This window comes from Rhizobium sp. CB3171 (assembly GCF_029714265.1).
Lineage (GTDB): Bacteria > Pseudomonadota > Alphaproteobacteria > Rhizobiales > Rhizobiaceae > Rhizobium.
The window spans coordinates 1,891,762-1,904,116 of record NZ_CP121653.1 but is presented as its reverse complement, the minus strand read 5'-3'; the positions used below and the strand labels follow the sequence as shown (position 1 = coordinate 1,904,116).

Here is a 12,355-nt window from a genome sequence, read left to right as displayed (position 1 = left end):
CGGCGCATCCGCGCCGCGCCACGGATAGTCATACCCAAAATCAGGGAAAAACACCCAATGAATGCTCAAAGCACTTCACCCTTCCAATTGGCGGCCTGCGCCGAGATGCTGTGGCGGGACAAGCCAATCGAATGGCGGGCCTCTCGGCTCAAGGAAATGGGCTTCGGTGTGGGCCTGTGGAACTGGCCGGAACACGATATCAGCAAGCTGGAGGCGACGGGCGCGACCTTCACGATCATGAACGGCTACCTCACTGGCCGCCTGACCGACGACGAAGGTGCGAATGAACTTCTGAGAACTGCGCGCGAGACCGCGCAGGTCGGCAAGCGCCTCGGCGTCCAGAGACTGAACCTTCATGGAACTGGGCTCGGAGATCGCGGCCTTCCGGTTCAGCCGATCGAGGTTGTCACAGGCGCTATGTGGCTGAAGGCGCGCGACACTCTTCGTCGAATTGTCGACATGGCCGAAGAAGAGGGCGTCGTCTTTACGCTCGAGAACCTGAACCTGCCGGTCGACCACCCCGGCGTACCTTTCGGACGCGCCGAGGACACGCTGGCGCTGGTCTCCAGCATCAACCATCCCCGGCTTCGCCTGAACCTCGATCTCTACCACGCGCAGATCGGCGAGGGGAACCTGATCGAGCTTTGCCGCAAATGCCTGCCGTGGATCGGGGAGATTCAGGTCGCCGACGTACCAGGCCGCTGCGAGCCGGGCACGGGTGAGGTCAATTGGAATGGCGTTGCCAAGGCGTTGAAGGCGATGGGCTACTCCGGCCCGATCGGCATGGAAGCTTGGGCTGCCGGCGATCCCGACGCCGCGCTCGATGCGTTCCGCTCCGCATTCACACTCTGAATCCAAACTTTTGAGGACGAAAACCATGCCTAAGATCAAACCTGTAAACGTCGGCCTCATCGGCGCCGGCCGTATCGGCTCCTTCCACGGCGAAACCGTCGCGCGGCGGCTGGTCGACGCCGAACTCGTTGCCATCGCGGATCCTGCGCCGGGTGCAGCAGGCAAGCTCGCCGAGAACCTCGGCGTTGATGCCGCCTACACCGATGTCGCCGAACTCCTTGCCCACCCCGGCCTCGACGCCGTGATCATCGCGACGCCCGCCCGGTTCCATACCAATGTCCTTGTTAAGGCTGCCGAAGCCGGCAAGGCGATTTTCTGCGAGAAGCCGATGGCGCTCACGCTCGAAGACGCCGATCGCGCCATCGCTGCAGCCCGCTCTGCAGGCGTTCCGCTTCAGGTCGGCTTCAATCGCCGCTGGGATCAGGCTTTCGCAGAAGGCCGTGCCGCCATCGACGCCGGCAAGATCGGGGCGCCGCAACTCATTCGATCCTTGACACGCGATCCCGGTCCGTTCGGCGCGGATCCCGATCGCATTCCCCTTTGGACCATCTTCTACGAGACGCTCATCCACGACTTCGACACCCTGCTCTGGCTGAACGTTGGGGCTAGGCCCGTCGAGGTCTTTGCGATGGCGGACGCGCTTGTCCGGCCGGATGCCAAGGAGAACGGTTTCCTCGATACCGCCGTCGTGAACATCCGCTTCGACAATGGCTCCGTCGCCGTCGCGGAGGCGAACTTCTCAGCTCTCTATGGCTACGACATTCGGGGCGAGGTCTTCGGGTCGGGTGGCATGGTAACAATGGGCGATGTCCGCCGCTCAAGCATGACGCTCTTCGACAAGGACGGCGTGTCCAACGATACCTGGCGGCGCGATACCGATCATTTCGTTCATGGCTACACGGCCCAACTCGCGTCCTTCGTCAATTCAGTACGAACCGGCGAGCTCAGGGATGCTCCCAGTGGCGTCGACGCTCGCAATGCGCTGGCCATCGCGCTGGCCTGCATTGAGTCCGTCTCAAAGAAACAATCGGTCGTTCTGAGATGAAAGCGTGGTGCGCCGCATACCGGCGCACCATAATTCCTACGGGAGAATTCTCATGAGCACGCATCAGACGTTAACGAAGCCAAGAAGTGTCAGTGAGCTAAAGGGCATGATCGTTGCCGCAGGTCTGCGACTGCCCGAGCAACAGGAACGCGTTGCACGGACCGCGCTTGCCCGCCCGGACATTGTGGCGTTCGGGACCATAAGCTCTCTTGCAAGCGAGTGCGTCGTGTCGCCATCGACAGTCATGCGCGTAGCGAGCGCCCTTGGCTTCGATAACTTCAAAGAGTTCAAGCTGCTGTTTCAGCAGCATCTGCGATCAATTGCGGCAAACAACGGTCCGTTTTGATCAAACGCAAACATGCCGATCTCGCTATTGGCGCGGCACGATCACGGAGGAAGCATGAACAGCATTGATTTTCTACCGGCAGGCGTGAGGCTCGCAGTCAGCCCGCTCTCTTGGACGAACGATGTTCTTGAAGATCTAGGTGCGGAGATCTCATTGGAGTCCTGCCTCGCCGATGCGGCTGGCGTCGGCTACCAGGGCGTTGAGCTTGGCAGAAAGTTTCCGCGTGAGGCGAGCGTGCTGCGTCCCCTGTTAAAGGGTTTTGATCTCGCACTTGCGTCCGGCTGGTATTCCGGCGAACTTGCAGAGCGGAGCATCGACGACGAAGTGAGCGCTGTCGCAGGTCATGCAAGCCTGCTGCGGGCTATGGATTGCAACGTGATGGTCTATGGAGAGGTCGCGATGATGGCGCCGGGAGCGCCCCTCGACATTCCGATGTCTGAGCGGGTGATCATGACTCAAGACGATGTTGCCGCTTATGCATCCCGACTGACGGAGTTTTCGAGACGCATTGCCGGCAAGTATGGGCTGCAACTGGCCTACCATCATCATTTGATGATGGTTGCGCAAACTTTTGACGAGGTCTCTCGGCTCTTCGACAAGACTGGACCTGAGGTTGGCCTTCTTCTGGATACCGGACATTCCGCTGCCGGTGGATTTGACTATGGTCGCCTGATCGACCGCTTCGGCGACCGCATCGTGCACATCCATTTGAAGGACGTGCGCGGCGCAGTGATGGATGTCGTCCGCGAGTTCGATCTCAGCTTCAATGCAGGGGTGCGCGCGGGAATGTTCACCGTTCCAGGCGATGGGATAGTGGATTTTGCTCCTGCTGGCGCGTTCGTGCGAAATGGCGGCTATCAGGGATGGCTCGTGGTGGAGGCGGAGCAGGATCCGGCCAATGCACCTCCGAAAGCCGCCGTCACGCTGGCGATGTCACATCTATCAACGGTCTTTGCAAATCACTCGATGTGACCGCCAGCAACGGTGTTCCTAACGGATTGAGGACAACGATTGGAGGTGGGAGGGCAGTTCAATACAAACCAGTATGCCGACGCGGTACGGCAGCGAGCGGCAGAGATTGGCTTTGAAGTACCGATGGCGGGCTTCGGACCCGCCGTTTATCTTATTTTCGAGGACCACTTCCTGCAGAGCGACCCTTCCACGTGTTTCACAGCGACGTTGCCGGGCAGGGCAGCGTGGAATTAAGATAGCGGAAAAATTGCGGCCAGAATATTATCCAATCCTTACGACTATTTTTCCAATCTGGTCGTTTGAGTCCATGAAGCGATGAGCTTCGTCGATCTGGTCCAATGCGAAAACCTTAGCGATCTGCGGCCTCAGGGTGCCGTCGCTCAGATGCTTAAAAATGTACTCCTTCGCCTTTTGCAACGCCTCAGGCTCGCGGAAAAGTTCGGGAAATGCCCAGCCTCGAAGCGTGAGGGCTTTCGACATAGTCGACCAAACCGGAAAAGGGGTCGGCCGTTGGTCTAACAGACCGTAGGCGAAATAGATCCCCTGGCAGGCGGCGACCTGAGCCAGCGCCTCGATGCCGCTTCCGAGAACGGGATCGAAAATGATCCGGGCGCCCCTGCCATCGGTGATTTCCGTGGCGCGTTTAACGACGTCCTCGTCGTCGCTGACGATCACATGTTCATAGCCAAGAGACAGAAGATCAGCTTTCTTCTTCGCAGTCCGCGTAATGCCGATGGCTGTACCGCCCTCGGCCTTCACAACCTCCATCGCTGCAATCGCGGTGCTGCTGCTTGCTGCCGGAAGCATGACGAAATCGCCGTGAGCAACATTCGCAATGTGCACCAAGGCGCCATAGGCAGTGAGGTACTGCATCCAGATGGAGGCACCCTGTTCCGGCGTGAGATGATCGGGATACGTGCCGAGCGCGGTGACGGGCACGACAGCGACTTCGCCGTAGACACCATAGCTACTGAAGCTGAAATTGGGGATGGTGTTAAATACCTTCCCAATCAGGCTCTCGTCCACACCTGGGCCGACGGCTTCAACCACGCCAGAGGCTTCATAGCCGAGCTTTGACGGAAACTGAGGCTGAATAATGTAATGTCCCTGGCGAAAAAGCGCTTCCGCGCGATTCAACGCGAATGCCTTGATGCGGAGGCGCACTTCATCCGGTCCGGGATTGGGGATCGGCATGGCTTCGACCTGGAGAACCTCGGGGCCTCCGAGCTTATGGAATTGTACGATTTTTGCTGTTTTAGACACGAGCTTCTCCCGACGGGCTGCACGTCGTAAAGTCACGACACTTTTGAGTGATTATGAGGTTCTATTCAAGCGCGAGAGGCCGCTGACAATCAGCGGCCTCTCGCGCTAGCCAGTTCACCAAGGCAGTGCACCCTGTGCATTCGAGAAGGTGCCCGTGGGGCTGTCCGTTCCAAGCAGAGCGATCCGCACCGGCTCGCGCGCTGCGTCCTCGACCGATCCGCCATATTCGCTCATGTCGGTGGCGGTATGACCCGGGCAAACAGCGTGAACCTTGATGTTGGTGCCTTCGAGCTCGATCGCGAGCGCTTGCGTGACCGCATTTAGGGCGCTCTTCGAGGCCGTGTATGTGCTGGTGTACTGGCGAAGCATGTTCGAATGATCGCTATTCAGTGCCAGGGAACCGGTCGCGCTGGATATGTTGATGATCTTTGCCGCCGGCGCCTCGCGAAGAAGCGGCAGCATCGCTTGTGTGACCGCGACGACGCCAAAAACGTTCGTGGCGAATACGGTCCGGAGTTCGTCCAGATCAACGACAGCCAAACGCGTTTCCGCCATGATTTGGGCATTGCTCCGTCCCGGATCACCACCATGTCCGACACCTGCGTTGTTCACGAGAACATCGAGACGGCCATAGGTCACGCGGATTCGCTTCGCCGCCTGGGCGATCGAGGCTTCATCAGTCACATCAAGCTGAACGGTTTGCGCATCAGGTCCGACGCTTTGGACAACGTTCTCGCCGGCTTCAAATCGTCGCGAACCGACAAGCACAGTGAAGCCTTGCTGCGCGAGGTCTTTTGCGATTTGCAGGCCGATCCCTTTGTTTGCTCCGCTGACGAGCGCGACTGGTTTGTTATGCATGTCTATTCTCCATGTGGACTTGGCAAGGACGATCGTTCATGTGATATATGGAACGGTCGTCCGCTTGGGGGTATACGGAATCATGTTCCGTTTATCAAGGGGTAAAAATTGTCTGAGGATACGAAATCGTCTAATGATGCTGGGGAACAGGTAGCGGGTAGGCGCCGGCGAGCCGACGCACGACGCAACATTGGTTCGCTTATTCAAACAGCATCGGAGGTGTTTGCCGAGGCTGGACTCGACGTGCCCATACGCGAAATCGCTGACAGGGCAGGGGTCGGCGTCGGCACGCTTTATCGCCATTTTCCGACGCGTTCCGATCTTGTTGTCTCGGTCTTCCGCAAAGAAGTTGATGAGTCCGTTGAGGCAGCGAAGACGCTGGTCGCTGAAAACCCACCGGGCGAGGCGCTTGAGCTATGGGTCAAGCGCTATGTTGATTTCATAACCGCACATCGTGGGCTGGCGTCCGCCTTTAATTCAGGCGATCCCGCAATGGAGGGGCTGCCCGCATATTTTTTGGAGCGACTTGGCCCCTTGGTTCAAAAGCTGTTGGATGCAGCGGCGACCAACGGCCAAATACGAGCTGGGGTGAAGGCGAGCGAACTCTTGCACGGCGCCGGGATGTTGTGCGTGCCTCCGAGCTGCGGTGGGCAGATTGATCCACAGCGTATGGTGGGCTTATTCATGGACGGGTTGCGCTATGGGGCGACCACTGTCGGTGACAAACTAGACCGGAATTCTGCACGAAAGTAACCTGATCTCCCCCACAACGGCTCAGCCATGTTGAGGATGACCGCAAACCTGCGAAGAGACAGGCAGCAGAATATCCAATTACTGTAACTCTATCCAGTTTATACACGCAAAGCTCGCCGTCGGTACCGAGATATCATCTTGTTAATCTTCATACTTCAGGTGTAAGTGCCAGACGACACATTGCACTGATGGCCCCCTGCCACCCTACTATGACCGCCGCAGTTGACGTCGAACTCCCGCCCGAATGATTCGCGGTGGCTATCCCGAAAACCTGAAGTGAACGATTGGATCGTGTTAAGCGCGCCCGAGACGATGACAACGCGCGAAACCCAGGTACTCAAACGGGTTGGGCCGGGAAATACTGGCATCTTAAAAGTCGAACGGCAATCCAGGAAGAGAAAACTAATGTTATCCTTCAACAACATCAAAATCTTAAGTAAAATCGCTCTCGTATTTGCTTTGCTATTGGCAATCAGCACGGTCGTCAACATCATCAGCTTTACCTCGATGACCACCCAGGAAAAGGCAGCGGACTGGACGGACCACACCCATGCGGTACTCGGGACAGTCAGCAACATCGTGGCCGCCATGGTCGATCAGGAAACTGGCATGCGTGGTTACCTGCTGTCTGGGGACGAAAAATTCCTGGCCCCACAGAAAGCGGGTGCGAAAGCTTATGCGGAGAATATTGCGGAGGTCCGCAACCTCACCTCCGATAATCCAGCCCAGCAGAAGCGGCTTGATGAGTTGGCAACACTTGTTGAGGGCTGGACAAACGATGTCGTCGTCCAGGAAATGAAACTAATGACCTCTAAGGATACCGCGCAACAGGCACGTGACTTGGAAGTGGCGGGGGTCGGCAAGAAATGGATGGACCAGATTCGTACCAAGGCGGCCGAGATCGGCGGCGTCGAACAGCAGCTTCTGAGTGCGCGCTCCGCCGCAGCGTCTGATTCAGCGGCAACGGCCCGTTTCGCGATCATTGCCGGTGCCCTCATCATGATCGCTTCGGGCCTCTTGATGCTGTTTGTGCTGAACAGAGGCATGATCCGTCCAATTGCTGCGATGACTGCTGTAATGGGCAGGCTTGCCCAAGGCGACACGTCAATTTCCGTAGTGGGAGCAAAGCGCAAGGATGAGATCGGCGCGATGGCGAATGCGGTCGAAGTATTCCGCCAGGCCGCAATGAATAATCGTGAACTAGAGGCCGAAGCAGCGGCAACGCGTGGGCGCCAGGCCAAGGAGCAAGAGGCGATCAACCGAATCAAGGAAACCGAAGCGGGCCAATTGGCCTTCGCCACCCAGAACATCGGAGTCGGCTTGAAGCGGCTCGCCTCGGGTGATCTCGCGTTCCAACTCGACCAAGAATTCGCCCCAGCATTTGAGCCCCTGCGTCAGGACTTCAATCAGTCCGTCCGTCAACTTGCGACAGCGCTCTCGGAAATCGCCCACTCGATTTCCTCGATGGATAACGGCACACGCGAGATCGCTGCCGGAGCAGAGGACCTTTCGAGACGAACCGAACAGCAAGCTTCGTCGCTAGAACAAACTGCCGCCGCGTTGGACGAGATTACCACGAATGTGGCGAACTCAACAAAGCGTACAGAGGAGGCCCGCGTCGTAGCCAGTCAGGCAAACCAGTCGGCGGTGAGGTCTGTGGACGTCGTCAGTCACGCTGAGCGAGCCATGAGGAAGATTGAGGAGTCGTCCCAGGAGATCTCTAATATCATCGGAGTCATTGACGAGATCGCTTTCCAAACCAACCTGCTAGCACTTAATGCTGGCGTCGAAGCGGCGCGTGCAGGTGATGCCGGCAAAGGTTTCGCGGTCGTTGCACAGGAAGTACGTGAACTGGCACAGCGTTCAGCCCAAGCCGCCAAGGAGATCAAAGAACTCATCCACAACTCCTCGAGCGAGGTTGAGAATGGCGTGAGGTTGGTGCGCGACACCGGCGAGGCGCTGAAAACGATCAGCGGCTTCATCGTCGAGATCAACGGCCATATGGAATCGATCGCGATCTCAGCCAGGGAGCAGTCGACGGGGCTGGGCGAGGTCAATGCGGCCGTCAACTCGATGGACCAGACGACCCAGCAGAATGCGGCGATGGTGGAGCAGTCTACCGCTGCCTCCAATACGTTGGCTCAAGAGGCGGCCAAGCTGCGCAACCTTGTAAGTCAATTTACGCTCTCCAGCGCGCGACCCGTTCTGCCTCGCGCCGCCGCCCGGGACAGTCGGCCGGTCGCCTCACCCGCCCGTGCACTTACCCGTAGGCTTGCCGGTGCATTCGGCGGTGTTGCCGCAGCCGCTTCGGCTGCCAATGAATGGGAAGAATTCTGATGTACGGCATGGTCGAGAGCGCAAAGTTGGAAATCATCGCCTGCCATCTCGGTGATCAGCAGCTTTGCATCAATAACACCTCGACCAGGGAAATTCGGAGATGGGCAGCGGCGTCGCCGCTGCCCCAGGTATCGCCACATGTCCTCAGCGTGCGTTCCGTTATCCCGTTCATCGATTTCGCCGCAAAGCTGAGCGTGTTCGCTTCGGTCTGCGTCGACCGCAGTGCGATGGCTGCCTGACTGCAACTTACGATGTTACTCGGCCTTTCAGGTTAGAATAGATATCTCATAGGGAGCTCATGATGCAAATAGTCAACTTACCGTCTTGCGAGCCGATCAACGGCTGCCCCAACGTCCCAACGTCCATATCTCCCACATTTGGCGATATCCAAATCACGGAGATACTCGAGCACGAGCGGCAGAAATTGCTGATTGTCGCCAACTATCTGGAAGCGATGTATGTACAGATGCTCGCGCAGGCTGCAAACAAGCCACTGATAAAAGTCGTAGCGGATTAAAAGCGCGTTTTGGGCAAAGCTGATTTGGTGCAAAGTTGGAGAACACTTGCGATCCGCAAATTGCCAAACTTGCACCGCATCGGAATGCGGGAATCCAATCGGCTGAGCGGCTCTTTCGACATGCGCGCCCCGCAATTGCTACGACGCTAAAACTCATCGCATTGCATTTCGGCGACCAGCAATTTTGCATCACGCCTCCTAGTCCGGGAACTCAAGAATAACTGTGCGTGAGACAAATGAAAAACCTAAGAAGGGGGACAGGCTTCGGCTTGTCATAAATTGATCTCATGAGTGTGAAAACCGCCAATACATCTCGTCCGGCCCTCAAACGATGGGACGTTCCGTCCGCCAAGGCATTTGATGAGACGCAGCATGCCGATATTTTGATTCAGGCTATTGCCGACGATAGAACCGATCAGATTCTATACCGATCGGCAACCAGTTTGGCTTATTGGTCATACGACCTCGCTACGGGTGACCTCTGGTGGTCTGCCGAATTCGATCGGTTTTTCAACCAATTGCCAGAGCGAGTTGATCGACAGCACGTACGGGCCGCTGTAAGCGCAGCGCTGGCGCCTTGGCTGCAAAAAATCGCTTTCCGCTCCCTCGAAGCGCACGGTGATCAGTGGCAAGAGCTAAAACTACAGATTCGAATGCCCGACATTTTCGGCAAAATCATTCAATTTCAATGCCACAAGGGCGGTCACCGTTGCCACTTGGGGATTCTAACAGGTATCGCATGTGAATACGAATTAGACAGCGTAGATCAGCGCGAGCGGCTGTTCCGCGAAGCATTCGAAAATGGCCCGTTTGGTGCTGCACTTATCGGTTCAGATGGTCTTTATCTAAAAGTGAATGAGGCATTTGCGAGATTACTGGGCTATACTCGTGAGGAGCTTTCGGGACGGTACGCCCATGAGATCACCCCCGCGGGCGACATTAGTCTCGATCGAGAGGCCATGCGGGCCCTTTTGCTAGCGGGCAACGGACGGACGACAATCTCTAAGGAATACTTCCATCGCGACGGGCATCTAATTGATACTCGGGTCGAGATAGCGATCATTTCGGGAGATCTTACACGACCCGACGAAACTCTGTGCTTGCTCGCTTTTGTGCAGGACCTTACGGAGCTCCGAAACGCGCAGGCCGAGTTATCTACGTCTCAGATTCGTTCCGAACTCGCGCTTGAAAGTACCGGAATCGGCATATGGGAATGGAACAGCAACCAAAATGGGGCATTCTACTCACCACGCACCTGCGAAATCCTCGACGTCGAGTTGAAGGAACTTTTCTCTGACGAAAGCTTGCTTGCCAGCATCCATCCAGACGATATCAAGGATTATGTTGAGAGCCGGATGCAACATACGAACGGCGATACTCCTCTGCATAGAGCTGAAATCCGTATTCGACAACGAAATGGATCATACAAGTGGGTCGAGGATATTGGCAAGATCCTCGAACGCGATGAACAGGGTCGGCCGCTCCGGGTGGTGGGAACGCTCCTAGATATTCATGACCGCAAGGCCATGGAGGAAACACTGAAGCGGCAATCCTGCGAAATCGCTTCTCTCGTGGAACACTCCCCTGATGGTATGATTCGTTATGATTGCGAACTTCGCCGACTGCATGCCAATCCTGCGATGCGCCGCTTTCTGAGGGGAATTGATCCAAAGGATGTCATCGGTCTCCCTGCGACCGAAGACGATATCACAGGGATTCCCACTGACTATCTTGACACGCTGCGATCGGTCCTGAGGACCGGCCAAGAAGCCGACCTGGAGACGAGTTATATATCCTCGTCCGGATCACACAATTGGTTGCATGCCCACTTTACACCGGAAATCAATGCCGATGGCAAGGTGTCGACCGTTCTCGTAGTGATGCGCGATATTACAGAAGCCGTTTCGCACCGGGAGGACATAGAGAAGCTTGCGTATCGCGATTCCCTTACCGGACTTCCCAACAGGGCCTGGTTCAATCGCGTCTTTGAAACCACACTTGCTGATGCTGAAGCCAAGAATGTGCAATTCGCGTTGGTCATACTGGATCTCGACAATTTCAAGGACGTGAACGATACACTAGGCCATGCGGCAGGCGATCAGCTCCTGTGCGAGGTCGCCCAGCGTCTCTCTGTCGAGCTGCGGCAATCCGATACTTTTGCCCGTCTTGGCGGCGACGAATTCGCGATCTTTCTGCAGAACGTGGGACACCGGCAAAATGTATCGGAAATCACCAACCGGCTGTTGGCGGCGATTGCCCGCCCTTTCCATATGGAAGGTCGCGATATGCTAGTATCGGGCAGTCTGGGGATAGCCTGCTATCCCGACGATGGCGCCTCCCCTCGCGATCTCTTTGCACACGCAGACGCCGCCCTGTATGAGGCGAAGGCGCGAGGCCGCAACAATTTTCAATATTACGATGAAGCGCTTACCGCCCGAGCGAGGCTACGAGTGAACCTTGGTAACGCCTCGCACAGCGCTTGCACCAACAAAGAGCTGGAACTCTATTACCAGCCGAAGGTGGACCTCTCGTCCGGCGAGATTATTGGTGCCGAGGCATTACTGCGCTGGCGACATCCTGAGCTTGGACTTCTGATGCCCGATTCCTTCATCCCCATCGCTGAGGAAAATGGAACCATCGTTGAGATTGGGGATTGGGTTATTCGAACAGCCGCGCAAACGGCTGTCGACTGGAACTCCAAGCGTGTGAAGCCCTTGAAAATTGCCGTTAACCTTTCGCCCCGGCAGTTCAAGCAGAACGATCTCGCGAAACAGATCGAAATTGCCTTAACGCAGACTAGTTGCCGAGCAGAATGGTTGGAATGTGAAATCACCGAAAGCTTGCTGCTCAACGACGAGTCCGGTGTTCAAACGACGCTGCAAAAACTGCGAGCGATGGGGCTGAGCGTAGCTATTGACGATTTTGGAACCGGCCATTCGGCTCTTGCTTACCTCAGTCGTTTTCCGATCGACGTTCTGAAGATTGACCGTTCCTTCATCGCTCAAATGGGGAAGAATGATCGTGGCACCGAACTGGTAAAGGCTTTCACGTCGATCGCCGATGCGCTTGGAATGACCACCGTCGCCGAAGGCATCGAGACAAACGAGCAAGCCGCCAGTCTGAATGGCTTTGGCTGTAAAATCGGCCAAGGTTATCTTTTTGGAAAGCCAGTTGCTTTGCATGACTTTGCCAAACATTTTTGAGGATAATTCGGACGGTTAATCCACGGCCTTGGCCTGGCAAGTTTGGGCATGAAGTTCGAAACATCTCACCGGACTATCTCGGGCAGTTCGCGAGATGATGTGTGCGGTAAAGCGTTCATAACGAACTTCGTTTTCCACTTGTAGATGCCGGCATCGGTGACGCCATTCATCAGCGAAAGCCGAAGGTCAAGCCAACGCTGGAAACGATA

General features: G+C 56.5%; 11 protein-coding genes. 9 read left to right on the top strand and 2 right to left on the bottom strand.

Annotated features, from left to right (window positions below):
- Positions 1 to 57 precede the first annotated feature (57 nt).
- The 4 genes from QA648_RS28040 to iolE are packed head-to-tail and all read left to right on the top strand — an operon-like array spanning position 58 to position 3,215.
- Complete coding sequence (locus tag QA648_RS28040; protein ID WP_283052099.1) at positions 58 to 852, top strand: hydroxypyruvate isomerase family protein; 795 nt, start codon at positions 58 to 60, stop codon at positions 850 to 852.
- Positions 853 to 877: 25 nt separating this feature from the next.
- Complete coding sequence (locus tag QA648_RS28035) at positions 878 to 1,897, top strand: Gfo/Idh/MocA family oxidoreductase (RefSeq protein WP_283052097.1); 1,020 nt, start codon at positions 878 to 880, stop codon at positions 1,895 to 1,897.
- Positions 1,898 to 1,949: 52 nt separating this feature from the next.
- Positions 1,950 to 2,243, top strand: coding sequence for a MurR/RpiR family transcriptional regulator (locus QA648_RS28030; RefSeq protein ID WP_283052096.1), 294 nt, complete (start codon positions 1,950 to 1,952; stop codon positions 2,241 to 2,243).
- Positions 2,244 to 2,297: 54 nt separating this feature from the next.
- Entirely contained in the window at positions 2,298 to 3,215 is a 918-nt protein-coding gene (gene iolE, locus QA648_RS28025) for a myo-inosose-2 dehydratase (protein ID WP_283052095.1), read from the top strand.
- 261 nt (positions 3,216 to 3,476) lie between these two features.
- Here iolE and QA648_RS28020 read toward each other — a convergent pair whose 3' ends face one another.
- Entirely contained in the window at positions 3,477 to 4,409 is a 933-nt protein-coding gene (locus QA648_RS28020; RefSeq protein WP_283052093.1) for a zinc-dependent alcohol dehydrogenase family protein, read from the bottom strand.
- A 183-nt stretch (positions 4,410 to 4,592) separates the two neighbouring features.
- Positions 4,593 to 5,336 (bottom strand): SDR family NAD(P)-dependent oxidoreductase, encoded by a 744-nt coding sequence (locus QA648_RS28015; RefSeq protein ID WP_283052091.1) that lies wholly within the window; start codon positions 5,334 to 5,336, stop codon positions 4,593 to 4,595.
- A gap of 108 nt (positions 5,337 to 5,444) precedes the next feature.
- On the opposite strand from QA648_RS28015, the gene QA648_RS28010 reads away from it, so the two are divergent.
- The 5 genes from QA648_RS28010 to QA648_RS27990 all read left to right on the top strand — a co-directional run bounded on the left by QA648_RS28010 (position 5,445) and on the right by QA648_RS27990 (position 12,146).
- Complete coding sequence (locus tag QA648_RS28010; RefSeq protein ID WP_283052090.1) at positions 5,445 to 6,089, top strand: TetR/AcrR family transcriptional regulator; 645 nt, start codon at positions 5,445 to 5,447, stop codon at positions 6,087 to 6,089.
- Positions 6,090 to 6,494: 405 nt separating this feature from the next.
- On the top strand, positions 6,495 to 8,426 hold the full coding sequence (locus QA648_RS28005; protein ID WP_283054288.1) for a methyl-accepting chemotaxis protein: 1,932 nt from the start codon (positions 6,495 to 6,497) through the stop codon (positions 8,424 to 8,426).
- On the top strand, positions 8,426 to 8,665 hold the full coding sequence (locus QA648_RS28000) for a chemotaxis protein CheW (protein WP_283052089.1): 240 nt from the start codon (positions 8,426 to 8,428) through the stop codon (positions 8,663 to 8,665). The genes QA648_RS28005 and QA648_RS28000 overlap by 1 nt, the downstream gene beginning before the upstream one ends.
- 59 nt (positions 8,666 to 8,724) lie before the next feature.
- Positions 8,725 to 8,943, top strand: a complete 219-nt coding sequence (locus tag QA648_RS27995) for a hypothetical protein (RefSeq protein WP_283052087.1) — start codon at positions 8,725 to 8,727, stop codon at positions 8,941 to 8,943.
- A gap of 287 nt (positions 8,944 to 9,230) precedes the next feature.
- The gene (locus tag QA648_RS27990) at positions 9,231 to 12,146 is read left to right on the top strand and encodes an EAL domain-containing protein (RefSeq protein WP_283052085.1); all 2,916 of its coding nucleotides are present in this window, start codon (positions 9,231 to 9,233) and stop codon (positions 12,144 to 12,146) included.
- Positions 12,147 to 12,355: the final 209 nt, after the last annotated feature.